The sequence below is a fragment of the Streptomyces sp. NPDC043738 genome (genome assembly GCF_056436545.1).
The window spans coordinates 39,429-64,642 of record NZ_JBWKCJ010000020.1; the positions used below are offsets into that span (position 1 = coordinate 39,429).

A 25,214-nucleotide genomic window follows, 5' to 3' on the forward strand; every position below is an offset into this window, starting at 1 on the left:
CTGGGTGTCCGGACGTAAAGCGCAGCAGTCCGGACACCCAGCCCCGCAGGCCCGTCACCGCCACCCGAAAGCCCCGCGCAGCGGCACCGCCCGCCGCAGGCGCAACGGCGCGAAAGCCAAAAAGTCGACCACAGCAAAGCGCAGCGGAGAGGCCCGCCGCAGGCGCAACGGCGCGAAAGCCCGACAAGTCGGCCACAGCAAAGCGCAGCGGAGAGGCCCGCCGCAGGCGCACCAACAACAACCCCCACGGCGGGACAGCCGAAAACGTGGGAAGCAGCCCAGGCGCAGCGACTATTTGGACTGGGCGATCCAATAACTGCTAAAATGCCCCCATGGCGCGACCCAGGAAGTTCGACGAGGCGCGGGCCGTCGACGCCGCGATGGACGCGTTCTGGGCCGCCGGTTATGAGGCGACCTCCACCCAGGACCTGTGCGACGCCACAGGCCTGGGCCGCAGCAGCATCTACAACACCTTCAAGAGCAAGCACGACCTCTTCGAGCGTGCCCTGGCCCGCTATATGGAGTACAAGAACGGCGAGCTGTTCGAGCTGCTGGAGGGCGAGCTGCCCGCGCGGCCGAAGATCCGCGCGCTGCTCCAGCGGGTGATCGACGACGAGGCCGCGTACGCGGACGGCCGGGGCTGCCTGGTCGTCAACACCTGTGTCGAGGTGTCGGCCCACGATCCGTCGGTCGCGGCCTCGCTGGAGCGGGACTACGGCGTGCGGCTGGAGGCGATCCGTGCCGTGATCGAGTCCGGTCAGCGCGACGGCGACATCGCGCGCGACAAGGACCCCCGCACCCTCGCGCACCTGGTCATCGCCGCGATCGGCGGGCTGCGGGTCTCGGCGCGCGCCGGGGTCGATCGCGCGGTGCTGGAGAGCGTCGCGGATGCGGCGCTGACCGCGATCTGAGCGGGCCGGTCCGCGCCGTACGCGATCTGAGCGGGCCGGTCCGCGCCGTACGCGATCCGGGCGGACGGGCCCGCACCGTACCCGCTCACCCGGCGTCCGTACCCCGTACGGCCACCAGCGCCGCGCCCGCCGCGGCGAGTGCGGCCACCACGAGGCCGAAGACGGTGGCGGCGGCCGGGAGACCGATGGCGTCACTGAGGTAGCCGTCGGCGACCGGCAGGGCGCCGGCGAGGAGGTAACCCCCGGCGTTCAGGCCCGCGTTGGCCTCCGCGCGGCGGGCCGCCGGGACCTCGCGGCTGAGCAGGGTCAGGCCGCCCAGCTGGCCCGCGCCCTGGCCCGCGCCGGCCAGGACCACCGCGGCGACCAGCGGCGTGAGCGTGGCGGTGTGCACGGCGGCGACCAGGGCCAGGGTGGCGGTGATGGTGGCCGCGCCGGACGTCAGCAGCACCGTACGGACGCTCAGGTGCCGTACCGCGAACTGCACACCGGTGGCAGCCAGGAACATCACCAGTGCCAGCCCGCCCGCCAGTGCGCGGTTCGCCGTACCGAGGAGCCCGGCCAGCAGGGACGGCCCGAGCGACAGGACGAAGGCGGTGGCGCTGATCCCGGGGGCGAACGCCGCGAGCCCCAGGGCGAGATGGCGGCGGTTGTCGCGCGGGACCGACGGCAGCCGCACCCAGGACCGCGGGGCCTCGGCGCCGGCCCCCGGCCGCCGTCGCGGCAGCGGCATCCTGGCGACCGCCGCCAACGCCGTGGCCAGCAGGGCCGCTTCGACGGCGAAGACGGTGACGGTCGGCGCGGGCGCGGTCTGCGACAGCACCCCGGCCAGTACGGGGCCGATCCCGGCGCCCAGGACCATCGCGGTGGAGGCCAGGAGCGGCCCGATCCTGCGGCCGGCCGCGATGTCGGTGACCGCGGCCATTCCGGCGGAGACGGCGGCGCCGGTGGCCACACCGGTCAGCAGCCGGGCGGTGGCCAGCGCGGCCACCGAGGGCGCGGTGGCGTAGCCGAGGCAGGCGGTGATGCCCAGCAGGAGCGCCGGGACGAGCACCGGCTTGCGGCCGAGGCGGTCCGAGGCCACGCCGGCCACCAGCAGCGCGCCGAGCAGTCCGACCACGTAGGCGGCGTAGATCAGCGTCAAGGTGCCGGATCCGAAGCCGAGTCGGCGCTGCCACACCCCGTACAGCGGCATCGCCGCATTCGACAGGGTGAAGATCGCGACCACCGGCCAGGCCGCCAGCCAGACCTCGCGCACGGGGGGTGGTGCGGGTGCCGGTGCGGGCGGTGCGGCGGTCCGGGCCGGCGGCGCGGTACGGGTTTCGGGCATGGGGTCCCCTCCTCGTTCAGCAAGTACGAGATGATTCGTACAAGCAGTACGAGGAGATTCGTACAGGCAACTGCAGTACGATGCAAGTCGTACTAGCGGTCGGTGGTCGAGGGAGAGGAGCGCCGGATGTCGTCCAGGGCAGCGGCACGCGCCGAAGAGGCGCACGTGGGCGGCGGGGCGCGACTCGATTTCGCCGCGCTCCAGCGACCCGTCCCGCCCGGCGCGCCCGATCCCCTGCCGGAGCCGGCGCGCGAGGCCCTGCGGCTGGAATCCGTCATGGGCGCGCTGAGCGAACCGCTGCGGCTGCGCATCGTGCGCACCCTGCTGCTGGAGGCGGAGGCCTTCGACCACGCCTGCGGCTGGTTCGGCCTCGACCGGCCCAAGTCCTCGCTCACCCACCACTTCCGGGCCCTGCGGGAGGCCGGACTGATCCGTCAGCGGCAGTACGGGCTGGAGCGGCGCAGCCATGTCCGCGTCGACGATCTCCAGGCCCGGTTCCCCGGGCTGCTGGCCCTGGTCGCCGACTGGCGGGAGTGAGCGCGCGGCGCGGCCCTCAGGGCGCGCCGGCCGCCTCGACGGTCAGGCGCAGGCCCGGACGCAGCCCCCACCGCGACATCGCACCGGCCTCCGCCTCCAGGACGTGCCGGGCGCGCAGGCGGGGGCGGCCCAGCCGGCCCGGCGGCATGGTGCGTACGGCCAGCACCGTGAAGTCCCGCCCCAGATAGGCGACATCGATCGCGAACCGCATCCGGAAGGTGTGCACACCGCTCGCCGGGGTCAGCAGCAGCGCCCCCTCGATGCCGTCGCGGCCCAGCAGGCCGCGGGCGCGGGCCCGATAGGACGCCGCGATCTCCACCGGAATGCCGGTGTCCGCGCCGTGCACCATCCCCGGTCCGTTCCGCCAACGCGCCATGCGCAGCGTTCTATCAGCTCCCCTGGCGCCGGCCCACCCCTTGAGGGCCGCGGGGCCGCCGGACACGCTCTAGGGTCGGCGGGTGGCACTGATGCTGATGGTTCTCGCCGCCGCCTACGGGGCCGCGGCCGGGCTGCTCATACCGCGGCCCGCCCACCGGATGGCCGTCGAGCCCGAAGAGGAGTGGCGCGCGGCCTGTCCCGGAGGCCATCCGATCCCGGGGGTGGCACGCGGCTGGCTGGGGCGGGGATGCTGCACGCGGTGCGGGGCGTACGGGCCCGGGGCGCTGCCGACGGCGACGGCCACCGCCGCGGTCTGCGCGGCCCTGACGGCGGCCACGGGGCCGCGGCCGGAACTCGCCGCCTGGCTGGTGGCGGCGCCGCTCGCGGTGCTGATGACGGTCGTCGACTGGCGCGTCCGGCGTCTCCCGGACCAGCTGACGCTGCCGCTCGCGGTGCTCGTGGCGGGGGTGCTGGGGCTGGTCGGCCTGCAGACGGGGGAGACCGGGGCGTGGCGGCGGGCGCTGCTGGGCGGTCTGCTCCTCGCCGCGTGCTACCTCCTGCTCTACGTCGTCAACCCGTCGGGGATCGGACTGGGGGACGTCAAGCTGGCGGCCGGACTGGGGGTCGCCCTTGGGTGGTACGGCTGGCGCACCCTCGTCACCGGGGGCGCGGCGGGGGTGCTGCTCGGTGCGCTCTACGGGGCGGGGCTGCTGCTCGTCCGGCCCGGCGCCCGCAAAACGGCCATGCCGCTCGGGCCATTCATGATCATTGGAGCGTTCGGCGGGCTGCTCATGGGCGCCACCGCGGCCGGCTGACCGTCCCCCGCGCCCGTCCCGCGCGAAGCCGCCCGCACACGCCGGAGTGATCCGGGCCACGCCGCAGCGCGCGCCGGTGCACGCAGCACACCCCTCGCGGGGTTATGGTGGAAACCCCCCCTCGGGCCGGTCCGTATCCCCCCCACGGACCGGCCCGCTTTTTGTTTCCGCGGCCCCCAAGGTGTGTCCGCCCTAGCGCCGGGCCCAGATGTTCACGCCGTCCGTCGTCTTCGCGAACTCGTCGATCTCGGTCAGTTCGGCGTCCGTGATCTTGGGGGCGTCGAGGGCGGCGAGATTGGCCTCCAACTGGGCGACGCTGCTGGCGCCGATGAGGGCGGAGGTCATCCGGTCGTCGCGCAGCACCCAGCCGAGGGCGAGCTGGGCCAGGGACTGGCCGCGGCGGGCGGCGATGTCGTTGAGGCCGCGCAGGCGCCGTACGACCTCCTCGGAGAGCAGGTTCGGGTCCAGGGACTTGCCCTGGGAGGCCCGGGAGCCCTCGGGGATGCCGTGCAGGTACTTGTCGGTGAGCATGCCCTGCGCCAACGGGGCGAAGGAGATGCAGCCCATGCCCTCGTCCTCGAGGGTGTCCAGCAGCAGGTCGTCCTCGATCCAGCGGTTGATCATCGAGTACGAGGGCTGGTGGATCAGCGCGGGGACGCCCATGTCACGCAGGATGCCGGCCGCCGTACGGGTCTGCTCGGCGTTGTAGGAGGAGACCCCCGCGTACAGCGCCTTGCCCTGCTGGACCGCGGACGCCAGCGCGCCCATGGTCTCCTCCAGCGGGGTGTCCGGATCGAAACGGTGCGAGTAGAAGATATCGACGTAATCGACACCCATCCGCTTCAGCGACGCATCCAGTGACGAGAGGAGGTATTTCCGCGAACCCCATTCGCCGTAGGGGCCCGGGTGCATCAGATATCCGGCCTTCGTCGAGAGAATCATCTCGTCGCGGTAGCCGCGGAAGTCCTGCGCGAAGATCTTTCCGAAGTTCAGCTCCGCCGACCCGGGTGGCGGACCGTAGTTGTTGGCCAGATCGAAGTGGGTGACACCCAGGTCGAAGGCCCGGCGCAGGATGGCGCGCTGGGAGCTCAGGGTGCGGTCGTCCCCGAAGTTGTGCCAGAGTCCAAGGGAGACCGCGGGGAGTTTGAGTCCGCTGCGGCCCGTTCGCCGGTACTTCATCGAGTCGTAGCGGGAATCCGCGGCGCGGTAGTCGGTGCCAGTCATGCTCATCTCCCTATCACGTACCTGTGACATACCTGATTGGGCTGTCGTGACAGCCGAGAAGTAAAGTTGCCCACTTGAGGCGACGGGGCGACCGCCATTTCGGCACGGAGGGGCTGGACCACACATGCTGCGATCTTCCGGGGTGCGCATCCCGTATCCGCCTGCACTGCGCAATCTGGTCTACCGGCTGTACGCGCGACGGGTGGAGGGCCGCCTGGACCACGCCCAGGTGCCCAAGCACATCGGCGTCATCCTGGACGGCAACCGCCGCTGGGCGCGGGCCGACGGGCGGACGACCGAGCAGGGCCACCAGGCGGGTGCCGCCAAGATCGGTGAACTGCTGGGCTGGTGCGAGGAGACCGACGTCGAGGTCGTCACGCTCTGGCTGCTGTCGACGGACAACCTCGACCGGCCCGAGGCCGAGCTGAACCCGCTGCTGGGCATCATCGAGAACACCGTGCGCGGTCTGGCCGCCGACGGCCGCTGGCGGGTGCACCACGTGGGCAACCGGGACCTGCTCCCGGAGGCCACCCAGAAGGTGCTCAAGGAGTCCGAGCAGGCCACCGTCGACAACAGCGGCATTCTGGTGAACGTCGCGGTGGGCTACGGCGGCCGGCAGGAGATCGCCGACGCGGTGCGGTCGCTGCTGCTGGAGCACGCCGAGCGCGGCACCTCCTTCGAGGAGCTGGCCGAGATCGTCGACATCGACCTGATCTCGGAGCACCTCTACACCCGCGGCCAGCCGGACCCGGACCTGGTGATCCGTACGAGCGGCGAGCAGCGGCTGTCGGGCTTCATGCTGTGGCAGAGCGCCCATTCGGAGTACTACTTCTGCGAGGTCTTCTGGCCGGCCTTCCGGAAGGTCGACTTCCTGCGCGCGCTGCGCGACTACGCGGCCCGGCACCGCCGCTACGGCTTCTAGGACACACGGCTCGTTCCGGGACGTAGGACTCGTCCCGGGATGTACGGATCGTTCCGGGACGTGCGGCTCGTTCCGGGACGTGCGGTTCGAACGCCCGGTGCCGGGACACGGCTCCGGGCCGCCCCGCCGCGGACCCGCCATGGCCCCGCGGCGCGGGCGCTTCTGACGCACCCTCTCCTGGTGGTCACCCCGGTGGGCTCCGTTTCCCCGGGCGATCAGGCGTAACCAAAGGTTCATCGCGCGTGCGTCATATGCCGTGGCATGGGGGAGGGGGTTCGAGGGAATATCCCTTCCAGGTCGGCGTCCGGAACAAGCCATCGGGCGCCGCATCTCAGCGGACGGCATGGGGCCGTCCGCCCGGGAGGCCCTTTGCACATCACGGAGAGCCGTGCGCACCGCACGGGCGACGCGAAGGGCCGGCGCTCGGCCCGTACGTCGTGGCCTGAGCCCGGTCCGGTCACAAGATGGCCGGGGGTCCCGGGGGCTTCGCCCTCCGGGAGCACACCGCCCCGCGACGCCGTCGCACCCCAACCTCATCCGAGGGGGTTCGTCCACCCGTGGTGAACAGCAAGCAGCGCCGTGAGAACGACCGGCGCACTTATGTCCTCGACACCAGTGTGCTGCTGGCGGATCCAGGCGCCATGGCCCGCTTCGACGAGCACGAGGTCGTGCTGCCGGTCGTGGTGGTCACGGAGTTGGAGGCCAAGCGGCACCATCCCGAGCTCGGCTACTTCGCCCGGCAGGCACTGCGGCTGCTGGACGAGTACCGAGTCCAGTTCGGGCGGCTGGACGCGCCCATCCCCATCGGAGAGCTCGGCGGGACACTCCGGGTCGAACTGAACCACTCCGACCCAGGGGTCCTGCCGGCGGCCTTCCTCAACGGCCACCGCTACGGCGACAACGACTCGCGGATCCTCGCCGTCGCGCGCAACCTCCAGGCCGAGGGGTTCGACGTCACGGTCGTCTCCAAGGACCTGCCGATGCGCATCAAGGCGTCCTCGGTGGGCCTGCTGGCCGAGGAGTACCGCGCGGAGCTGGCGATCACCGACTCCGGCTGGACGGGCATGGCCGAGCTGACCGTCCCCGCCGACCAGGTGGACGACCTGTTCGCCGACGAGACCGCGTACGTACCGGGAGCCTCCGAACTTCCGGTGCATACCGGACTCGTCCTGCAGTCCGAGCGCGGCCGGGCGCTCGGCCGGGTCACCGCGGAGGGCGCGGTCCGGCTGGTGCGCGGCGACCGGGAGGCGTTCGGCATCCACGGCCGCAGCGCCGAACAGCGGATCGCGCTGGATCTGCTGCTCGACCCCGAGGTCGGCATCGTCTCGATGGGCGGCCGGGCCGGTACGGGCAAGTCGGCGCTGGCGCTGTGCGCGGGCCTGGAGGCGGTGTTGGAGCGCCGGCAGCACCGCAAGGTGATGGTGTTCCGCCCGCTGTACGCCGTCGGCGGGCAGGAGCTGGGGTATCTGCCGGGCAGCGAGGCCGAGAAGATGAGTCCCTGGGCGCAGGCCGTCTTCGACACGTTGTCCGCGGTGACCACCAAGGACGTCATCGAGGAGGTGGTGGGGCGCGGCATGCTGGAGGTGCTGCCGCTGACCCACATCCGGGGGCGGTCGCTGCATGACGCGTTCGTCATCGTGGACGAGGCCCAGTCCCTGGAGCGGAATGTTCTTTTGACGGTTCTGTCCCGTATCGGGGCCAACTCCCGGGTGGTGCTGACGCATGACGTCGCCCAGCGCGACAACCTCCGGGTCGGGCGGCACGACGGAGTGGTCGCGGTCGTCGAGAAACTGAAGGGGCACCCGCTCTTCGCGCACGTCACGCTGAACCGCTCGGAGCGTTCGCCGATTGCGGCACTGGTGACCGAAATGCTGGAGGACGGCCGGATCTGACCGATTGTCCGAATCTGACCCCCTGTAGGGTCACGCCGCCCGGTGAAGCGAAGGAGCTTAGCCGGGCGGCGTTCTGCTGCGTGCGGATATCCGGAAATCCTCGGCGGCAAACAAGGTGTGAGCTTTCACACCCGGCCGGGAATTGATTCCCGGTGTGTCGTTCGGGCAGAGTCTGGGTCCTGTCAGGCCCCGCATACGGCACACACACCCCTCGGGGTGCCTCCGGTCGAGCGAACGTGAGACCGGGGGAGGTGTAAATCCACGAACTTCATAGCGAGTCGTCGTATGCCGCCCGAAAGCACCACGCGGACCCCGAGGGGGACGTACCGGGCCAGTGCCTCCCGTGACCAGCCGGTCCCGCCCGCTCAACAGGGTCCGGAACAAGGGGAGACCAGCGCCAGGGGCACGATTGCGTCCGCGAGGTCACCTAAGCGGGCGATGCTGGAAGGAAAACGTGTGAGCCGGATCTCGGTCCGGGGATTCGCCGTGGCATCCGCCACCGCGGTCACCACCGTCGGCGCCGTCGTCGGCGTCGCCGCAGGACAGCCCGCTTCGGTCGGCAACGCCGAGGCCGCCGCTGCCGATGCGACGATCGCCGACATCCCCGCAGGCGCTCAGGCACAGGTGCAGACGGCTTCCCTGACGCAGCAGGCGGACGACCAGTCCACCCAGGCGGATGCGGCAGCCCTCAAGTCCGCGCAGGAAGCCGCCCGCAAGGCAGCCGCGGAGACCGCACAGAGCAAGAAGGACGCCGCGGACGAGGCGAAGGCCAAGAAGGACGCCGACGCGCGCAAGAAGAAGGAGCTGGCCGCGTCCCGCTCCGACGCGCGCGACGACCTGGGCGACCTCGTCGGCAAGAGCTCGTACACCATCGCCGAGACGCAGGCCATCGCACGTCAGATGGTGGCGGGCGACCAGTTCCAGTGCTTCAGCAACATAGTGGACCACGAGTCCGGCTGGAACTACCAGGCCACCAACGCCTCCTCGGGCGCCTACGGGCTCGTCCAGGCGCTGCCCGGCTCCAAGATGGCCTCGGCCGGCTCCGACTGGCAGACGAACCCGGCAACCCAGATCAAGTGGGGCCTGAACTACATGAACGACCGCTACGGCAGCCCCTGCGGCGCCTGGTCGTTCTGGCAGGCCAACAACTGGTACTAGGCCCGCCGGCCGCACCACGGCACATCCGAAACCCCCGAACGCGACCGCGTCGGGGGTTTCGCGCATCCCGCACAGGTAACGTCGTGCCGTCAGTGTGTGGTGCGTGGGAGGGGAAGAGGAAGGGACATGTCCAGATTGCCTCAGTGGGTCGGTGGCCTCGGCGCCGGTCTGACGCGGCTCTCGCAGCGGCTGGAGGAACAGCGCCGCCGCGCGGAGGCCGCGGCGGCTGCCGGGGAGCCGGAGGAGCTGAGGCGTGCCGAGCGCGCTGAGGCGCGGCCGGCCAACGGTTCGCCGGCCAACGGCTCACCGGCCGGTGACGGCCCGGTGGGCACGCTCGTCGCCACCCGCCCGCAGCGGCGGGCACCGGAGCCGGCGGACGGCGTGCCGCACCCCGGCGCGGAGCCCGAGCCGCCGGCCGCCGCCCCGCGTCCGCCGGAGTCCGTGCCCGCGCCGCCCGCCTACGCCCCGGCCGTCGCGGCCCGCCCCGACCCGGTGGCCGCCGTGCCGTGGGGCGTACGCGTCGCCGCCGAGGTGGGCTGGCGGCTGCTGGTGCTCGCGGCCACGCTGTGGGTGCTGGCGCGCGTCATCACCAGCATCGAGCTGGTCGTGCTGTCGTTCGTCGCGGCGATGCTGATCACCGCGCTGCTGCAGCCGACGGTGGGCTGGCTGCGCGGGCGCGGGCTGCCGCGCGGGCCGGCGACCGCACTGACCTTCATCGGCGGCTTCGTCATCATGGGCCTGGTCGGCTGGTTCGTGGTCTGGCAGGTCCAGGACAACATCGACTCGGTGTCCAGCCGCATCCAGGAGGGCATCACCGAGCTCAAGGGCTGGCTGCTGAAGAGCCCGTTCCATGTGACCGAGAGTCAGATCAACAGCATCGCCAAGAACCTGCAGGACGCGATCGGCGCCAACACCGAGGCGATCACCACCGCCGGGCTGGAGGGCGTCACCGTCGTCCTGGAGGTGTTCACCGGCATCCTGCTGGCCATGTTCACCACGCTCTTCCTGCTCTACGACGGGCGGCGGATCTGGGAGTGGGTGCTCAAGCTGGTCCCGGGCGCGGCCCGCGAGGGTGTGGCGGGTGCCGGGCCGCGGGCCTGGCGGACCCTGACCGCCTATGTGCGCGGCACGGTCATCGTGGCGCTCATCGACGCCATCTTCATCGGCATCGGGCTGTACTTCCTCAACGTGCCGCTGGCCGTCCCCCTCGCCGTGTTCATCTTCCTGTTCGCCTTCATCCCGCTGATCGGTGCGGTGGTCTCGGGCGCGCTGGCGTGCGTCGTCGCGCTGGTGACCCAGGGCGTCTTCCAGGCCCTGATGGTGCTGGCGGTGGTGCTGGCCGTCCAGCAGATCGAGGGCCACGTCCTGCAGCCGTTCATCCTGGGCCGGGCGGTGCGGGTCCATCCGCTGGCGGTGATCCTGTCGGTCGCCGCGGGCGGACTGGTCGCGGGCATCGGCGGCGCGGTCGTCGCCGTCCCCCTGGTGGCGGTCACCAACACCGTCGTCGGCTATCTGCGGTCGTACTCACGGGAGCAGGCGGTGCGGATGTCGGTGGCGCCCCGCGGGGCCACCGCGATCGGTGTGGCCCCGACGCCGCCCCCGGTGAAGCGCGCGCCCGAGGAGTCCGGAGGCTGAGCCACCGGAGCCGGTCGGCCGCCCGGCCGGCTCCGGAAGGTCCACACACGCGAAACCCCGCGGACACACCGTGTCCGCGGGGTTTCGTATGAGCGTTGCGTTGCCGATTACTCGGCGAGCGCGGCCTCGGCGTCCAGCGTGGCGCCGACGGCCTGGAGGACGGACGCGATCTTCACGGCCTCCTGGATCGTCTCGCGGTCCACACCGGCCTTGCGCAGCACCTGCTCGTGCGAGTCCAGGCACATGCCGCAGCCGTTGATGGCCGAGACGGCCAGCGACCACAGCTCGAAGTCGACCTTGTCCACGCCCGGGTTGCCGATGACGTTCATCCGCAGGCCGGCGCGCAGGGTGCCGTACTCCGGGTCCGACAGCAGGTGCCGGGTCCGGTAGAAGACGTTGTTCATCGCCATGATGGCGGCGGCCGACTTGGCGGCGGTGTACGCCTCGGCGGAGAGGTTCGCCTTCGCCTCGGGCTCCAGCTCGCGCAGCACCTTCGGCGAGCGCGAGGCGATCGCGCAGGCGAGCACCGTGCCCCACAGCTGCTGCTGCGGCAGGTCGCTGTTGCCGATCACCGAACCGAGGTTCAGCTTCAGGTCCTTGGCGTAGTCCGGAACAGCGGACTTCAGGTCATCGAGAGCCATGGGTGTCACTCACCGGCCAGCAGGGAGACCGGGTCGAGGGTGTCCTCGCCCTTGCTCCAGTTGCACGGGCACAGCTCGTCCGTCTGGAGGGCGTCGAGGACCCGCAGGACCTCCTTGGGGTTACGGCCGACGGAGCCGGCGGTCACCATCGTGAACTGGATCTCGTTGTTCTGGTCGACGATGAAGACGGCGCGCTGCGCGAAGCCGTCCTCGCCCTCGATGCCCAGGTCGCGCATCAGCTCGTGCTTGGAGTCGGCGAGCATCGGGAAGGGCAGGTCGGTCAGGTCCGGGTGGTCCTTGCGCCAGGCGTGGTGCACGAACTCGGAGTCGCCGGAGAAGCCGAGGATCTGGGCGTCACGGTCGGCGAACTCGTCGTTCAGCTTGCCGAACGCGGCGATCTCGGTCGGGCACACGAAGGTGAAGTCCTTGGGCCACGCGAAGACGATCTTCCACTTGCCCTCGTAGGTCTTGTGGTTGATCTGCTCGAACTCCTTGCCCTTCTCCAGCGAGACACAGGCAGTCAGGTCGAACTCGGGGAACTTGTCACCGACAGTGAGCACACGCTCTCCTTGTACGCAGAAAGTCCCTTGTGGGGACTTTCGGTCTTTCCTTGAGGCTTGGACGGGTTACACCGTGCCACAGCTGGCATTGATCAGGGAAATAGCTAGACTGGTTGATGTTGATCGGAGGTGGTTATCAGTGGCTTCACCGGCGAGTCAGGGCGGCCGGCCCCGCCAGCCCAGCCTGGCCCAGCTGCGGGCGTTCGCCGCGGTGGCCGAGCATCTGCACTTCCGTGAGGCGGCGGCCGAGATCGGCATGAGCCAGCCCGCGCTGTCCGGTGCCGTCTCGGCCCTGGAGGAGGCGCTCGGTGTGCAGCTCCTGGAGCGTACGACCCGCAAGGTGCTGCTCTCCCCGGCGGGGGAGCGGGTGGCGGCCCGTGCCCGAGCGGTCCTGGAGGCCGTCGGCGACCTGATGGAGGAGGCGGAGGCGGCCCGCGCCCCCTTTACGGGGGTGCTGCGCCTCGGCGTCATCCCGACCGTCGCGCCCTACCTCCTGCCGGCCGTGCTGCGCCTGGTCCACGACGCCTACCCCGACCTCGACCTCCAGGTGCACGAGGAGCAGACCGCCTCCCTCCTGGACGGCCTGTCCCACGGCCGCCTCGATCTGCTCCTGCTGGCCGTTCCCCTCGGCGTCCCCCAGGTCACCGAACTCCCGTTGTTCGACGAGGACTTCGTCCTGGTCGCCCCCAAGGAGCACTGGCTCGGCGGCCGCGGCGACATCCCCCGCGAGGCCCTGCAGGAACTGGACCTGCTGCTGCTCGACGAGGGCCACTGCCTGCGCGACCAGGCCCTGGACATCTGCCGCGAGGCGGGGCGGGACGAGAACACCCCCGTGACGACGAGCGCGGCGGGCCTGTCCACGCTGGTGCAACTGGTGGCCGGCGGACTGGGCGTGACCCTGCTCCCGCGCACGGCGCTCCGCGTGGAGACCGCCCGCAACGACCAGCTCACGACCGGCTACTTCGCGGACCCGGCACCGTCGAGGCGGATCGCCCTGGCCATGCGCACGGGCGCCGCCCGGCAGGAGGAGTTCGAGCAGTTCGCCCAGGCGCTGCGGGGGGCGCTGCGGGGGCTGCCGGTGCGGATGGTGAACCCTTAGGGGCGGGCGGCTCTGAGGATCGCTGCGACATCGAGGGTGACGGCGCCGCCGACGGAGTCGGGGAGGGTGGCGTGCTCGCCCGGGGCGTAGAGGCGGTGTGTGTCGTAGCCGTTGGCGAGGGGGTCGTGCAGGACATGAAGGCGGTCGTGCTTGCGGTCCACGATCACATAGACCGGAATCTTGGCATTGGCGTAAGCGGCGACCTTGATCTTGAGGTCGGCGTTGTAGTTGGACGACGTGACCTCAAGCACCAGGCGGAACGTGTCCGGGCCATAGCAGTTGTTCTGGACCAGGTGATCCCTGAAGTCGGCATCGACGACCGCCAGGTCGGGCACCGCGAAGTCGAACGGGCCGCCCGGGAGCCACAGGCCGATGCCTTGGATCACTTTCGATTCGCCACTGTGCAAGGAGGCGAAGGCGAAGATGAGGTCGGTCAGCGACTGTCCGTGGGCGCCGTCGGGCGGTGGGGTCACGGTGATTACTCCCCCGAGGATCTCGACTCGATAGCCGGGGTTCCGCTCGGCGAGCCTCTCGGCCTCGTCGAGCAGAGTCGGGGGCTTACCGTCACAGGGGTGCTCGACCGCTGCGGCAGACATAGTGCCTCCTTGTGGCTGGTGTCGAGAACATCATCGTAGGCCGGGCGCCCGCACGCGTCTCGTACGACAACGTTCACTCGTTCGAGCGGGCGGGCGCCCCAGGGGCCGTGCTACGCCTCGGCCGACGCCCGGGTGTAGGTCAGGAACGCCGCGCCGCTCTCGAGGACCGTGTGGTCGGTCAGGTCCCAGGTGCGCGGGTCGAAGGCGGTGTCGCGGGAGAAGAGGGGGATGCCGTTTCCGATGGTGAGGGGGCCCAGCTTGATCAGGAGCTGGTCGATCTCCGGGTAGAGGACGCCGGCGAGCTCGCTGCCGCCCATCAGCCAGATGTCCTTGCCCGCCTCGGCCTTCAGCTCGCGCACCTTGGCGACCGGGTCGGTGGCGACCAGTTCCACGGCCGGGTCCGGGCTCTCGGTGAGGGTGCGGGAGAAGACGAGGTGGCGCAGGTGGGGGTAGGCGTCGGTGATGCCGGCCTGCAGCCCGATGTCGTAGGTGCGGCGGCCTTCGAGGACGGTGTCGAAGCGGGTGCCCTCCGCGGTGACGCCGAGGGCCGAGCGGGCCGGGGCGGGCAGGATCTCGGGGAGTTCGGTGATCAGGTGCTTCAGGTAGTCCTCGGCGATCGGCCAGAAGCCGTCCGGGCCGGTCGGGTCGGCGCCGTCCGGGCCGGCGATGAAGCCGTCGAGGGTGGACGCGATGCAGTAGACGAGTCGGCGCGGTGCGCGCATGAGGAGCCCCCGTGTGTCGGTCGGCGCCGAGGCGGCGCCGGTGGTGGGCACATGATCTCCCATGATCACTCCGTGCGGAGGCCCTCGGGGCGCATCAGGCGCCACAGCAGCGGCAGGGAGAGCGCGGTGACGGTGAGGATGACGGCCGCGGCGGTGGTGGTGAGGGCGAGGACGCCCCACCAGTCGGGCAGCAGGGGACGGTCGGCCATGCGCAGCAGCAGGGTGCCCAGTGCCAGGCCGCAGGCGAGGGCCAGGGCGAGGCCGAGGGCGACGGGCAGGGCGGTCTGCCACAGCAGCGAGCGGGCCAGTACGCCGCGGGGGGTGCCCAGGGCGTCCAGGGCGGACAACGGGCGGGCGCGTTCGCGGAGTTGCTCGACGGCGGTGATGAGCAGGCCGCAGCCGACGAGCAGCAGGACGGCGACCGCGCCGGCGGTCAGGGCCCGGCGGGTGAGGTCGAGGGTCTCGTCCGGGGTGGCGCCGGCGTAGGTGCTGACCTCCGCCCGGGCGTCGATGCGGGCGGCGGTGTTGCGGATGTGTTCGAGGGCGTCGGGATCGCCGGGGGCGGGCCGCACCAGGACCGTGATGGTGGGCCGGTGCAGCAGCGTGGGCGGCAGGGCCTCGGGGGTGGCCAGGAGGGTGGGCGTGGGCAGGCCCAGGGGTACGCCGCGGTCCACGATCGTGGTGCGGCGGGCGGTGGCCGGCACGGTCCAGACGGCGGACGCCCGATGGTCGGTGGGGCCGAGTGCCGGCTCCAGGGCCAGGCGTTCGCCGGGGCGGGGGCCGCCCTCCGGCCCGCCGGCCAGGAAGACGTCGCCGTCGGAGCAGGCGCCGATGTGGGCCTGCCGGCGCAGCGTGGGGCAGTCGGCGACGGTGAACGGGTAGGGCTCGGAGGTGACGTCGGCGGGTGTGTCGGCGTCCGCCCGCTGGTGCTGCCGGCGGTAGGTGTCGGCGTAACCGGTGACGAGGGTGCGGGTGGCGAGGACGCCCGGGGTGGCGCCGAGCCGGGCGGCCATCCCGGGTGCCCGATGGGCCGGCAGCGTGCCTTCCTGGGTGGTGACCTCGGTCCAGGCGCCGGCGGCGGCGGACGGGGCGTCGAGGCCGGTCCACACACCGGCCAGGAGCAACTGGACGGCGATGGCGCCGGCCACCGCGACGGTGATGCCGCTGACCGAACGGCTGGCCGTGGCGGAGGTCAACTGTAGCCGGCGGACGGCGAGTTGCCAGGCCTGGCCGCCGAACCCGGCGCGGCCCAGGCGGGCCACCGTGGCGTCCAGTAGCCAGGGCAGCAGCGCCGCGATGCCCAGCAGGAGCAGTGCGGTGCCGAGGATCAACTGGGCGTTGGCGGCGTCGCCGGAGCGCAGCCCGCCGGCCGCCTGCGGAAGCAGCAGCGCCACCCCGGTGGCGGGCAGCAGCGCCCGCCACCACAGCCGGCGGCGCAGCGGCGGCGCCGTACGGGTCACGCCCAGCGGCTCGACGGTGACCCGACGCAGGGTCAGCAGGGTGACGGCGACCGCGCACGGGGGGACGGCGAGTGCGATGACTGCGGCCGGCACCGGGTCGGGGACCACGTCGGAGGGGAAGACACCGAGGCCGAAGAGGGTCAGTGAGGACAGCGGGACGCGGACGGCGAGGAAGAGCGCGGCGCCGCCCAGCAGGCCCAGCAGGGCGCTGGTGAGGGTCTCCCCGGCGGCGATCCGGCGGGTGGTGGGGACATCGGCGCCGACCAGGCGGAGTGCGGCGAGCCGGCGGTCACGGCGGTCGCCGCCGAAGCGTACGGCGGTGGCGACGAAGACGGCGACGGGGGCGAGCAGGGCGACACAGCCTGCGGTGATGGCCAGCATCACCAGGGGGCTCGACTGGAAGGAGGTGTCGGGGTCGCCGAACGCGGTGATCCGCTCGACGCCCGCCCCGGGCCCTCGAAGGCTGTCGGTGCCTTGGTAGTAGCGGAGTTCGGCGGGGTGGGCCAGGCCCGCGTCGGCGATCTTCGCCGTCACCCGCAGATGTGCGAAGCGCTCCTTGAGCAGGGCCCCCTCGGGGGAGGCGAGCAGCTCGGCGAGGGCGGGGGAGACAGCCAGTTCACCGGGGCCGGGGAGGCGGGACAGGCCCGGCGGGACGGGGGCGCGGGTGCCTTCGGGCTGTACGAGGAGGCCGTCGAGCGCCCGGTCGTGGAAGGCGCCGCGCAGATCGGCGGTCAGCAGGGTGCGGTCCGAGGGGCCGGTGCCCTGTGCGGCGGGCAAGACGGTGCGGGCCGTCTTGCGGTCGAGGGCGGCGTGCAGCACCTGGGGGACGGCGGCCGCCAGCAGCAGGACGAAGACGCCCAGGCCGACGCCGAGCGCCGTCAGGGCGGTCCGCAGCAGCCCTTCGCGGCCACCGGTGAGCGCGAAGCGGGCACCCAGGGCGAGGTCGGTGCACCAGCGGCGGGGGCCCGCGCCCCGCCCCCGGTCCGGCCGCGACCGGTCCGGCGGCATCGGCACGCTCACTCCGTCCGCAGCCCCTCCGGCCGCATCATCCGCCACAGGGGCGGCAGGCTCAGCGCCGTCACGAAGAGGATCACACCGCCGCCGATGCCGGTCATCGCGCCGACCCCCGGCCAGTCCACGACCACCGCGCTGTCGATGATCGACAGCAGCAGCGCGCCCAGCGTCAGCCCGCAGCCCAGTGCCAGGCCCAGGCCGAGCACCACCGGGATGGCCGTCTGCCACAGCACCGACCAGCCCAGGGTGGCGCGGCGGGTGCCGTACGCGTCGAGGACGGACAGCAGGCGGCGCCGCTCGTAGAGCTGCTCGACGGTGGAGATGATCAGGCCCGCGCCGATCAGCAGCAGGGTGATCACGGCGCCGACGAACAGGCCGTCGCGGACGCTGGTGTACTGCTCGTCGTGCGGGTTGTCGACCGCGGAGAACTCATGCATCGTCGGGTCGATCCGGGCCGCGGTGTTGCGGATGTGCTCCACCGCGTCCGGGGTGGCGCGGTCGAAGTCGACCTTCAGTTCCATGGTGCCGCCGTTGAGCCGGGTGAGGTCGATCGCGGACGGGGTGATCAGCAGGTCGTAGCGGAGGCGGTCGGGGCCGGGTCCGGGCGCGAGCAGCCGGGCGGGGCGGGCGGCGTGGGGGATCTTCCAGGGGCGCGGCGCCACCGGATCGTCCTTCAGGAACGGGGCGTTGAGGTCGAGGGTCGCGCCGGGCCGTGCGGCGGCGTCGCGGTGCGGGGCGTCGGTGACGTAGACATCGCCGTCCCGGCAGGACCCCAGGCGGGCCAGTTTGCGCAGTTCGGCGCAGCTGCCGACGCCGAGCGTGGAGTGCGGTGCGTCCGGCGCGGGGCGGCCGGCGGCCGGCATCCGGCCGGCGAGTGCGTCGATGGTGCCGCGGACCGCGGTCACGCCGGGGGTGTCGTCCAGCGCGGCCAGCGCCCGCTCGGTCCGGTGCCAGTCCTCGCCGTTGCCCCACAGGCCGATCTGCGGGAGCTTGCCGGACTCGGCGTAGGCCCGGGCGTAGCCGGCCTGCATCCCCGTCATCAGCATGTGGATCGCGACCGCGCCGGCCACCGCGACGGTGATCCCGCTTACCGCGCGGGTGGCCGAGCCGCTGCTCACCTGCAGGCGGCGGACGGCCAGTTGCCAGGGGACCGGGCCGCCGCGCAGCCGCCCGACCACCGCGTCCACCAGCCAGGGCAGCAGCGCGGTGACGCCGAACAGCAGCAGCATCGCACCGGCCGCGAGCCGGAAGGTGTTCAGCGGGGTGCCGCTCCAGGGCTCCTCCCAGGCCAGCGGGACCAGCGCCGCGGCGCCCACCACGGGCAGCGCGAGCCGCCACCACAGCCGGCGCCGCACGGGCGGGCGGTCGCGGACGACGCCCAGCGGCTCGACGGTGACGGCGCGCTGGGCGAAGAGGGTCACCAGGACCGCCGCCGCCGGGACCAGCAGTGCGATCAGGGCCGCGGCCAGTGGGCCCGGCGTCAGGTCCGAGGGGAAGACGTTGATGTCCCACAGCGTGATCACCGAGGCGAACTGGCGGCCGCCCAGGAACAGCGCGGTGCCGCCGGCCAGTCCCAGCAGCGACCCGAACAGCGCCTCGCCGGAGGCGATCCGGCGAGTGGTGCGGACATCGGCGCCGACCAGGCGCAGCGCGGCCAGCCGACGCTCGCGGCGCTCGTTGCCGAACCGTACGGACGTCCCGATGAAGACCATCACCGGCGTCATCAGCGCCACACACGTCATGATCACCAGCAGCACGGCGGGCGCCTGCATCGGCGTCGGATCCCAGCTCTTGCCGAAGTGGTCGATGCGGTAGCCGTCGGGCGCGGCCAGGGTGGCGCTCTGCGCGAAGAAGGTCAGCTCCTGCGGGCCGAGCAGGCCCCGGTCGCCGATGGTGCCGGCCATCTTGTAGGGCAGCCGCTCGCGCAGCAGGGCGTTCTCGGGGGAGTCCAGCAGCTCCTTGAGGGCGGGGGACACCAGCATCCGGCCCGGCCCGGGCAGTTGCCGGACGCCGGGCGGCAGCGGCGGATGCGCGCCGTCGGGGCGCACCAGCCGGCCGCGGATCGGTGTACCGCGGAACGTCGTGTCGACCGAGGTGTAGCGCAGGGTGTTGTCGGCGGGCCCGGGCTCATGGCGCTGGCCGAGGTTCTCGCGGTCCTGCTGCCGGCCGTGGAAGGAGTCCATCATGGCCGGAACGGACGAGCCGAGCAGCAGCACGGCCACGCCCAGGGCGACGCCGGCCGCGGTCAGCGCCGTACGGATCCAGCCCTCGCGGCCGCCGCCGGCCGCGAACCGCATGCCCATGAGGAGGTCGCGGGCCCAGACGGCGGGGCCGCCGCGCGGGGCGGCGGGCGGCTCGGTGGGCGCGGACGCGGTGCGCGCGCGCCCACCGCCGGAGTCGGCGGGGGAGCGCAGCAGGCTCATATCAAGCCCGCCAGCATGTCCTTCACCTTGCCGTCGCGGACGACGATCTCCCGGTCGGAGTAGGCGGCGACCCGTGACTCATGGGTGACCAGGACGACCGCGGCACTGGTGTCGCGGGCGGCGTCGGTCAGCAGGGTCAGGACGCGTTCGCCGTTGAGCGAGTCCAGGGCGCCGGTGGGCTCGTCGGCGAAGACCACCCGGGGCCGGTTGACCAGCGCGCGGGCGACCGCGATCCGCTGGCCCTGTCCGCCGGAGACCTCGCCGGGCCGTTTGTCGCGGACGTCGTCGACTTCCAGGCGCTCCAGCCAGGTGTGGGCCTGGTGTTCGGCTTCCTTGCGTTTGGTGCCGTTCAGGCGCAGGGGGAGTGCGACGTTCTCCAGGGCGGTCAATTCCGGTACGAGTTGGCCGAATTGGAAGACGAAGCCGAAGTCGGTGCGGCGCAGGGCGCTGCGTTGGGCGTCGTTCATGGCGGTCAGTTCGCGGTCGCCGTAGTGGACGGTGCCGGAGTCGGGGGCGATGATCCCGGCCAGGCAGTGCAGCAGGGTCGATTTGCCGGAGCCGGAGGGGCCCATGACGGCGACGACCTCGCCCGGGTGGACGGAGAACTCCACGCCGTCCAGCGCGGGCGTGGGGCCGTACGCCTTGCTCAGCCCCTCCGCCGCGAGCAGGGATCCCTCCGGCGTCATGCGCGGACCGCTTCCGCCAGCTTGCCGAGCCGGGCGGCGGTCAGCTCCAGCCAGCGCAGATCGGCCTCGAGATGGAACAGGGCGTGGTCGCAGATCAACTGGTCGGCGAGGTCGCCGCCGCGCTTGCGCTCGGTCAGCCCGCGCATCAGCCGCAGATGTTCGGCGCGCTGGGTGTCCAGCAGCTCGGCGGCGTCGCGGCCGGTCAGCAGCGCCAGGACGACCTTGGTGTAGAGCGTGGACTGCAGATACGGCTCGGGCTTCTCGGGACGGGCCAGCCACTGGGCGACATCGGTGACACCGGCGTCGGTGATCGCGTACCGCTTGCGCTCCGGGCCGGCACCGGCCTCCACGCCGTCGACCTCCACCAGGCCGTTCTTCAGCAGCCGGGACATCGTGGAGTAGACCTGCCCGTAGTGCAGCGGGCGGTCCTGGCCGAAGTGCTCGTCGAAGGCCCGCTTGAGGTCGTAGCCATGGCGGGGGCCGGACTCCAGGAGGCCCAGCAGCGTATGACCGATTGACATGCCGACCACCTTACTCGTGGGTGTATCGCTGGTGTATACGCACGCTGTATAGAGGTGGTCCCGGGACCCGTCACGCGGGCCCCGGGACGCCGGTCACTCCGTCCGCAGCCCGTCGGGGCGCATCATCCGCCACAGCGGCGGCAGGCTGAGGACGGTGACCAGCACGACGAGCGCGGCACCGGCCGCGGGCAGCGGCCAGACCACCGACCAGTCGAAGGCCGACTTCCCCGCCATCCTCAGCAGCGCCACGCCCAGCCCGGCACCGCCCGCCAGCGCCAGGGCGAGCCCCAGGGCGACGGGGACCGCGGTCTGCCACAGCACCGACCAGCCGAGCGTCGCCCGCCGGGTGCCGAACGCCACCAGCACCGACAGCAGCCGGCGCCGCTCGCGCAGCTGCTCCAGCGTCGTCACCAGCATGCTGGCGGCGATCAGTGCCAGCGTCGCGGTGGCGGCGATCAGCAGCCCGGTGCGCACACTGGAGAACTGCTTGTCGCGCTCCAGGTCCTGCAGCGTGTGGACGGCCATCAGCGGGTCGATCCGGGCGGCGGTGTTGCGTACGTACTCGGCGGCGTCGGCGACCCGCGGGTCGGTCCGCACCATCGCGCGGGCCGTCGGGTCGTCCAGCGCGGCGGTGTCCAGGGCGCCCGGGGTCGCGAAGATGCCGAAGGCCATCTGGCCCGAGGGGTCCTTGCGGGAGTCGACGACGCGGGCGGACTTCGGGATGGTCCACAGCCGCGGGGCGCCGCCGGGTTCGCCGGTGCGCACGTCCCGGTTCAGCAGCACCCGGGCGCCGGGCCGCGCGGTCTGGAGGATGTAGTCGCTGTCGACCATGCCGTTGCTGTCCTTGACGACGAAGACGTCGCCGTCCTTGCAGGAGCCGGTGTGCGCCAGCTCGCCCAGGGTGGGGCAGTCGCCGACGGTGACCTGGGTGGTCGGGGCGAAGTCCTCGCCCTTGCGCACCGGTCCGGGCCGGGAGGCGGAGGACTCGATGGTCGCGATGACGCCGCGTACGCCCTCGGTGCGGCGGAACTCGCCGATCATCTTCCGGATCGTGGCGACGTCGTGGGACGGCAGCGCCACACTCAGCTGCGCCCGGGTGGGGTCCTGCCCGGTGACCTTCAGGAAGTCGTGCTGGATCGCGGAGAAGAACAGCTGCAGCGCGATGGCCCCGGCGACCGCGACGGTGATGCCGCTGACCGCGCGGGCCGCCGCTCCGCTGCCCAGCTGGAGCCGGCGGGTGGCCAGCTGCCAGGGCACCGGGCCGCCGGTGAGGCGCCCCACCACCGCCTCGACGAACCAGGGCAGCAGCAGCGTGATGCCGAACAGCACCAGCACCGCGCCGCCCGCGATCAGATACGGGTCGACCGCTGTGTCGACGCCGCCGATCCGCCCGTTGGACAGCAGTACGGCGATGCCCACGAGCGGCAGCGGCAGCCGCCACCACAGCCGGCGCCGCCGCCCGACGCCGTTGCGCACCACGCCCAGCGGTTCGATGGCCACCCCGCGCAGCGCGAAGAGGGTGACGCCGACGGCGCAGAGCGGGACGGCGACGGCGACCAGCGCCGCCAGGGCCGGGGCCGGCGTCAGATCGCCGGGGAAGGCGTTGACGTCCCAGACCGTGACCGAGCCGGCCGCCTGCCGTACGGCCAGGAACATCGCGGTGCCCAGCAGCAGTCCGCAGACCGCGCCGAACAGTGCCTCCCCGGCGGCCGTCCAGCGCACCGTCCGGGTGTCGGCGCCGATCAGCCGCAGCGCCGCCAGCCGCCGGTCGCGCCGCTCGCCGCCGAAGCGGACCGCGGTGGCGATGAAGATGGCCACCGGCATCAGCAGCACCACACAGGCCACGATGATCAGTACCAGCAGTACCGGATCCATCGCCTCGGGCTCCGTCCGGCTTCCGAAGCCGTCGATGCGGAAGGCGCCGTGCTCGGCGGTCAGGGCGTCGCTGACGGCGTAGTACGCCAGCTCGCCCGGCCCGACCAGGCCCGGCTCGCCGATGGTGCCGGCGGTGGTGAAGCGCAGCCGCTCGCGCAACAGCTTCCCCTCCGGCCCCGCGAGCAGCTCCGCGAGCGCGGGGGAGACCACCATCTCGCCGTTGCGCGGCAGTTCGCGTACGCCGGGGGGCGTGGGGGCGCCGGGCCCGTCGGGGCGCAGCAGCACGCCCCTGACCGGCCGGCCGCGGAAGGACGTCTGGGCCTCGGCGTAGAGCAGGGTCGACGCGGAGCGCTCGATCGGCCGCTCGCCGGCGGCGGCCACCCGGGCGTCGCCGCGCTGCTGGCGGGCGTCGAGGATCTGCGGGATCGACGCGGCGCCGAGCAGCAGCATCACCCCCAGCCCCACCCCGATGGCCGTCAGGACCGTACGGACCCAGCCCTCGCGGCCGCCGCCGGCCGCGAAGCGCACACCCATGGCAAGACTGCGGGCCCTCATGCCGCGGCCGCCGTCTCCCGGGCCACGCCGTCGCGGACGACGATCTCCCGGTCGGAGTAGGCGGCGACCCGGGCCTCATGGGTGACCAGGACGACGGCGGCCCGGGTGTCGCGGGCGGCCTCGGTCAACAGGGTCATCACCCGCTCGCCGTTGAGCGAGTCCAGGGCGCCGGTGGGCTCGTCGGCGAAGACCACCCGGGGCGTGCCGGCCAGTGCCCGGGCGACGGCGACCCGCTGGCCCTGTCCGCCGGAGACCTCGCCGGGCCGTTTGTCGCGGACGTCGTCGACTTCCAGGCGCTCCAGCCAGGTGTGGGCCTGGTGTTCGGCTTCCTTGCGTTTGGTGCCGTTCAGGCGCAGGGGGAGTGCGACGTTCTCCAGGGCGGTCAATTCCGGTACGAGTTGGCCGAATTGGAAGACGAAGCCGAAGTCGGTGCGGCGCAGGGCGCTGCGTTGGGCGTCGTTCATGGCGGTCAGTTCGCGGTCGCCGTAGTGGACGGTGCCGGAGTCGGGGGCGATGATCCCGGCCAGGCAGTGCAGCAGGGTCGATTTGCCGGAGCCGGAGGGGCCCATGACGGCGACGACCTCGCCCGGGTGGACGGAGAAGTCCGCGCCGTCGAGAGCGGGGGTGGAGCCGTACGCCTTGTGCAGCGCGCGGGCGTCGAGCAGGGAACCGGCCGGGGTCATCCGCGGGCCTCCGGGAGTGCGGGCAGGGGGCATCGCCCTGGGTGTCCTGTGGGCATGCCGAGCACTCTACATGAGGTGTATACGCACGATGTATAGACGCGGTGTTCAGTGGTGGGGAGCGGCCTTCGGGGGAGGGGCGCGGCCGCCGGATGCGGTGTCCGGCGCGCCGGTGCCGGGCTCAGTCCTGGGGCGGGTCCGGCTCCGGCGCCTTGGGCGGCCGTCCGCGTCGCGGGATCGCCCCCGCCCCCCGGGGCAGCCGCCCCGCCTCCGACAGCGCCTTGCGCAGCAGGAACTCGATCTGCGCGTTGGCGCTGCGCAGCTCGTCGTCGGCCCAGCGGGCCAGCGCGTCATGGATCAGCGGGTCCAGCCGCAGCAGCACCTGTTTGCGCCGCTGCGGCCGCCGCGCGGGGGTCCGCCCGCCCTCGGCGCCGGACCCCTCGGGACTGTCGGCGCTCATGCCGAAGCCTCGCTTCGCCCGGCCTCACATCCGCCCGGTGCGCACCTTTCGGCGGTGCGCTCGCTTCGCCCGCTCACTGGTAGAGCGAGCCCGTGTTCAGGACCGGCTGGGCGGCCCGGTCGCCGCAGAGCACCACCATCAGATTGCTGACCATGGCCGCCTTGCGCTCCTCGTCCAGCTCGACGATGCCCTGCTCGCTGATCCGGTCCAGCGCCATCTCGACCATGCCGACCGCGCCCTCGACGATCTGCTGGCGGGCCGCCACCACCGCACCGGCCTGCTGGCGCTGGAGCATCGCGGAGGCGATCTCGGGGGCGTAGGCGAGGTGGCTGAAGCGGGACTCGATGATCCGTACGCCGGCGGCCTGGACCCGCGCGGTCAGCTCCAGGGCGAGCTTCTCGGTGATCTCCTCGGCGTTGCCGCGCAGCGACAGGGCGTCCTCGTCGTGCGCGTCATAGGGGTACTCGATCGCGATGTGCCGGACGGCCGCCTCGGTCTGGGTGGCGACGAACTCCAGGAAGTCGTCGACCTCGAACAGCGCCTGGGCGGTGTCCTCGACCTGCCAGACGACGATCGAGGCCAGCTCGATCGGGTTGCCGTAGGCGTCGTTGACCTTCAGGACCGCGGTCTCGTGGTTGCGCACCCGGGTGGAGATCTTGCGGGCGGTGGTCAGCGGGTTGACCCAGCGCAGTCCGTCGGTGCGGATCGTGCCGACGTACCGGCCGAAGAGCTGGATGACCCGGGCCTCGCCGGGCGCGACCATCTTCACGCCGGTCATGCAGAAGAAGGAGCCGAGCAGCACCAGGACACCGGCGATGACCAGCGGCACGCCGACCGCGTTGTGACCGGCGTTGCCGAGGACGCCGCCGGCGATGATCGCGGCGATGCCGAGCCCCACCCCCAGCACGGTCAGCAGCAGGGCGAGGCCTCCCGGGATGCTGTGCGCCGGGGTCTCGCGGACTTGCGGGCGCGGCATCTCGGGAGCGTCCACCGCGAGCTCGCCGTCGGGGCCGATGGTGGGCTCGGCTGTTGTCTGGTCGGTCATGAAGATCCCCGTTCCTCCGGATGCGGCACGTGATGTCCGCCGCAATCGGTGATGTCGCCGGTCTAGCAAAGTGCTATC

General features: G+C 72.4%; 23 protein-coding genes. 8 read left to right on the top strand and 15 right to left on the bottom strand.

The features are described 5' to 3' along the window. Window positions 1-332: 332 nt before the first annotated feature. On the top strand, window positions 333-911 hold the full coding sequence (locus tag AC0680_RS24580) for a TetR/AcrR family transcriptional regulator (protein WP_478632399.1): 579 nt from the start codon (window positions 333-335) through the stop codon (window positions 909-911). An 85-nt stretch (window positions 912-996) separates the two neighbouring features. On the opposite strand, the gene AC0680_RS24585 is transcribed toward AC0680_RS24580, so the two are convergent. After that, window positions 997-2,238, bottom strand: a complete 1,242-nt coding sequence (locus tag AC0680_RS24585; RefSeq protein ID WP_478632402.1) for an MFS transporter — start codon at window positions 2,236-2,238, stop codon at window positions 997-999. 126 nt (window positions 2,239-2,364) lie between these two features. On the opposite strand from AC0680_RS24585, the gene AC0680_RS24590 reads away from it, so the two are divergent. Beyond that, the gene (locus tag AC0680_RS24590) at window positions 2,365-2,775 is read left to right on the top strand and encodes an ArsR family transcriptional regulator (RefSeq protein WP_478632405.1); all 411 of its coding nucleotides are present in this window, start codon (window positions 2,365-2,367) and stop codon (window positions 2,773-2,775) included. Between the two features lie 16 nt (window positions 2,776-2,791). Here the strand turns inward: AC0680_RS24590 and AC0680_RS24595 are convergent, their stop codons facing one another. Then, window positions 2,792-3,151, bottom strand: coding sequence for a DUF192 domain-containing protein (locus AC0680_RS24595; RefSeq protein WP_478632408.1), 360 nt, complete (start codon window positions 3,149-3,151; stop codon window positions 2,792-2,794). 82 nt (window positions 3,152-3,233) lie between these two features. On the opposite strand from AC0680_RS24595, the gene AC0680_RS24600 reads away from it, so the two are divergent. Further along, window positions 3,234-3,968, top strand: a complete 735-nt coding sequence (locus AC0680_RS24600) for a prepilin peptidase (protein ID WP_478632410.1) — start codon at window positions 3,234-3,236, stop codon at window positions 3,966-3,968. 192 nt (window positions 3,969-4,160) lie between these two features. On the opposite strand, the gene mgrA is transcribed toward AC0680_RS24600, so the two are convergent. After that, the gene (mgrA, locus tag AC0680_RS24605) at window positions 4,161-5,192 is read right to left on the bottom strand and encodes an L-glyceraldehyde 3-phosphate reductase (protein ID WP_478632413.1); all 1,032 of its coding nucleotides are present in this window, start codon (window positions 5,190-5,192) and stop codon (window positions 4,161-4,163) included. A 124-nt stretch (window positions 5,193-5,316) separates the two neighbouring features. Between mgrA and AC0680_RS24610 the strand changes: the two genes are divergently transcribed. The 4 genes from AC0680_RS24610 to AC0680_RS24625 all read left to right on the top strand — a co-directional run bounded on the left by AC0680_RS24610 (window position 5,317) and on the right by AC0680_RS24625 (window position 10,799). Further along, complete coding sequence (locus AC0680_RS24610; protein WP_478632416.1) at window positions 5,317-6,114, top strand: isoprenyl transferase; 798 nt, start codon at window positions 5,317-5,319, stop codon at window positions 6,112-6,114. A gap of 557 nt (window positions 6,115-6,671) precedes the next feature. Next, window positions 6,672-8,006 (top strand): PhoH family protein, encoded by a 1,335-nt coding sequence (locus AC0680_RS24615; RefSeq protein ID WP_478632419.1) that lies wholly within the window; start codon window positions 6,672-6,674, stop codon window positions 8,004-8,006. Window positions 8,007-8,462: 456 nt separating this feature from the next. After that, window positions 8,463-9,164, top strand: a complete 702-nt coding sequence (locus AC0680_RS24620; RefSeq protein WP_478632421.1) for an aggregation-promoting factor C-terminal-like domain-containing protein — start codon at window positions 8,463-8,465, stop codon at window positions 9,162-9,164. A gap of 126 nt (window positions 9,165-9,290) precedes the next feature. Then, on the top strand, window positions 9,291-10,799 hold the full coding sequence (locus AC0680_RS24625) for an AI-2E family transporter (RefSeq protein WP_478632423.1): 1,509 nt from the start codon (window positions 9,291-9,293) through the stop codon (window positions 10,797-10,799). Window positions 10,800-10,906: 107 nt separating this feature from the next. On the opposite strand, the gene AC0680_RS24630 is transcribed toward AC0680_RS24625, so the two are convergent. Both AC0680_RS24630 and AC0680_RS24635 read right to left on the bottom strand, forming a co-directional pair. Next, on the bottom strand, window positions 10,907-11,440 hold the full coding sequence (locus AC0680_RS24630; protein WP_384432387.1) for an alkyl hydroperoxide reductase: 534 nt from the start codon (window positions 11,438-11,440) through the stop codon (window positions 10,907-10,909). 5 nt (window positions 11,441-11,445) lie between these two features. Continuing rightward, window positions 11,446-12,000 (bottom strand): peroxiredoxin, encoded by a 555-nt coding sequence (locus AC0680_RS24635; protein ID WP_393489340.1) that lies wholly within the window; start codon window positions 11,998-12,000, stop codon window positions 11,446-11,448. A gap of 139 nt (window positions 12,001-12,139) precedes the next feature. Between AC0680_RS24635 and AC0680_RS24640 the strand changes: the two genes are divergently transcribed. Continuing rightward, complete coding sequence (locus AC0680_RS24640; protein ID WP_478632428.1) at window positions 12,140-13,099, top strand: hydrogen peroxide-inducible genes activator; 960 nt, start codon at window positions 12,140-12,142, stop codon at window positions 13,097-13,099. Here the strand turns inward: AC0680_RS24640 and AC0680_RS24645 are convergent. The 10 genes from AC0680_RS24645 to AC0680_RS24690 all read right to left on the bottom strand — a co-directional run bounded on the left by AC0680_RS24645 (window position 13,096) and on the right by AC0680_RS24690 (window position 25,136). After that, complete coding sequence (locus tag AC0680_RS24645; protein ID WP_478632431.1) at window positions 13,096-13,695, bottom strand: Uma2 family endonuclease; 600 nt, start codon at window positions 13,693-13,695, stop codon at window positions 13,096-13,098. The two genes, AC0680_RS24640 and AC0680_RS24645, sit on opposite strands and share 4 nt — an antisense overlap. 110 nt (window positions 13,696-13,805) lie before the next feature. Then, on the bottom strand, window positions 13,806-14,417 hold the full coding sequence (locus AC0680_RS24650; RefSeq protein WP_478632625.1) for a dihydrofolate reductase family protein: 612 nt from the start codon (window positions 14,415-14,417) through the stop codon (window positions 13,806-13,808). Between the two features lie 65 nt (window positions 14,418-14,482). Beyond that, window positions 14,483-16,885: an FtsX-like permease family protein gene (locus AC0680_RS24655; RefSeq protein ID WP_478632627.1), complete on the bottom strand. Its 2,403-nt coding sequence runs from the start codon at window positions 16,883-16,885 to the stop codon at window positions 14,483-14,485. An 8-nt stretch (window positions 16,886-16,893) separates the two neighbouring features. Next, window positions 16,894-19,314, bottom strand: a complete 2,421-nt coding sequence (locus tag AC0680_RS24660) for an ABC transporter permease (protein WP_478632434.1) — start codon at window positions 19,312-19,314, stop codon at window positions 16,894-16,896. Beyond that, window positions 19,311-20,000: an ABC transporter ATP-binding protein gene (locus AC0680_RS24665; RefSeq protein WP_478632437.1), complete on the bottom strand. Its 690-nt coding sequence runs from the start codon at window positions 19,998-20,000 to the stop codon at window positions 19,311-19,313. Before AC0680_RS24665 ends, AC0680_RS24660 begins: the two co-directional genes overlap by 4 nt. Continuing rightward, window positions 19,997-20,521, bottom strand: coding sequence for a PadR family transcriptional regulator (locus AC0680_RS24670; RefSeq protein WP_478632440.1), 525 nt, complete (start codon window positions 20,519-20,521; stop codon window positions 19,997-19,999). The genes AC0680_RS24665 and AC0680_RS24670 overlap by 4 nt, the downstream gene beginning before the upstream one ends. A gap of 93 nt (window positions 20,522-20,614) precedes the next feature. Continuing rightward, window positions 20,615-22,951 carry an FtsX-like permease family protein gene (locus AC0680_RS24675; protein ID WP_478632443.1) on the bottom strand — a complete coding sequence of 779 codons (2,337 nt, stop codon included), beginning with the start codon at window positions 22,949-22,951 and terminating at the stop codon, window positions 20,615-20,617. Next, window positions 22,948-23,634 carry an ABC transporter ATP-binding protein gene (locus AC0680_RS24680; RefSeq protein ID WP_478632445.1) on the bottom strand — a complete coding sequence of 229 codons (687 nt, stop codon included), beginning with the start codon at window positions 23,632-23,634 and terminating at the stop codon, window positions 22,948-22,950. The genes AC0680_RS24675 and AC0680_RS24680 overlap by 4 nt, the downstream gene beginning before the upstream one ends. 178 nt (window positions 23,635-23,812) lie before the next feature. Next, on the bottom strand, window positions 23,813-24,091 hold the full coding sequence (locus tag AC0680_RS24685) for a type II toxin-antitoxin system antitoxin (protein ID WP_478632447.1): 279 nt from the start codon (window positions 24,089-24,091) through the stop codon (window positions 23,813-23,815). Between the two features lie 73 nt (window positions 24,092-24,164). After that, complete coding sequence (locus AC0680_RS24690) at window positions 24,165-25,136, bottom strand: SPFH domain-containing protein (RefSeq protein ID WP_478632450.1); 972 nt, start codon at window positions 25,134-25,136, stop codon at window positions 24,165-24,167. Between the last annotated feature and the right edge of the window lie 78 nt (window positions 25,137-25,214).

Excerpts from the sequence above, each read along its gene's own strand:
- AC0680_RS24680 (WP_478632445.1), bottom strand. The coding sequence starts at position 23,634 with ATGACCCCGGCCGGTTCCCTGCTCGACGCCCGCGCGCTGCACAAGGCG.
- AC0680_RS24660 (WP_478632434.1), bottom strand. The coding sequence starts at position 19,314 with ATGAGCCTGCTGCGCTCCCCCGCCGACTCCGGCGGTGGGCGCGCGCGC.
- AC0680_RS24585 (WP_478632402.1), bottom strand. The coding sequence starts at position 2,238 with ATGCCCGAAACCCGTACCGCGCCGCCGGCCCGGACCGCCGCACCGCCC.
- AC0680_RS24675 (WP_478632443.1), bottom strand. The coding sequence starts at position 22,951 with ATGAGGGCCCGCAGTCTTGCCATGGGTGTGCGCTTCGCGGCCGGCGGC.
- AC0680_RS24685 (WP_478632447.1), bottom strand. The coding sequence starts at position 24,091 with ATGAGCGCCGACAGTCCCGAGGGGTCCGGCGCCGAGGGCGGGCGGACC.
- AC0680_RS24630 (WP_384432387.1), bottom strand. The coding sequence starts at position 11,440 with ATGGCTCTCGATGACCTGAAGTCCGCTGTTCCGGACTACGCCAAGGAC.
- AC0680_RS24610 (WP_478632416.1), top strand. The coding sequence starts at position 5,317 with ATGCTGCGATCTTCCGGGGTGCGCATCCCGTATCCGCCTGCACTGCGC.
- AC0680_RS24625 (WP_478632423.1), top strand. The coding sequence starts at position 9,291 with ATGTCCAGATTGCCTCAGTGGGTCGGTGGCCTCGGCGCCGGTCTGACG.
- AC0680_RS24690 (WP_478632450.1), bottom strand. The coding sequence starts at position 25,136 with ATGACCGACCAGACAACAGCCGAGCCCACCATCGGCCCCGACGGCGAG.
- AC0680_RS24665 (WP_478632437.1), bottom strand. The coding sequence starts at position 20,000 with ATGACGCCGGAGGGATCCCTGCTCGCGGCGGAGGGGCTGAGCAAGGCG.
- mgrA (WP_478632413.1), bottom strand. The coding sequence starts at position 5,192 with ATGACTGGCACCGACTACCGCGCCGCGGATTCCCGCTACGACTCGATG.
- AC0680_RS24645 (WP_478632431.1), bottom strand. The coding sequence starts at position 13,695 with ATGTCTGCCGCAGCGGTCGAGCACCCCTGTGACGGTAAGCCCCCGACT.
- AC0680_RS24670 (WP_478632440.1), bottom strand. The coding sequence starts at position 20,521 with ATGTCAATCGGTCATACGCTGCTGGGCCTCCTGGAGTCCGGCCCCCGC.
- AC0680_RS24655 (WP_478632627.1), bottom strand. The coding sequence starts at position 16,885 with ATGCCGCCGGACCGGTCGCGGCCGGACCGGGGGCGGGGCGCGGGCCCC.
- AC0680_RS24650 (WP_478632625.1), bottom strand. The coding sequence starts at position 14,417 with ATGCGCGCACCGCGCCGACTCGTCTACTGCATCGCGTCCACCCTCGAC.
- AC0680_RS24580 (WP_478632399.1), top strand. The coding sequence starts at position 333 with ATGGCGCGACCCAGGAAGTTCGACGAGGCGCGGGCCGTCGACGCCGCG.
- AC0680_RS24595 (WP_478632408.1), bottom strand. The coding sequence starts at position 3,151 with ATGGCGCGTTGGCGGAACGGACCGGGGATGGTGCACGGCGCGGACACC.
- AC0680_RS24590 (WP_478632405.1), top strand. The coding sequence starts at position 2,365 with ATGTCGTCCAGGGCAGCGGCACGCGCCGAAGAGGCGCACGTGGGCGGC.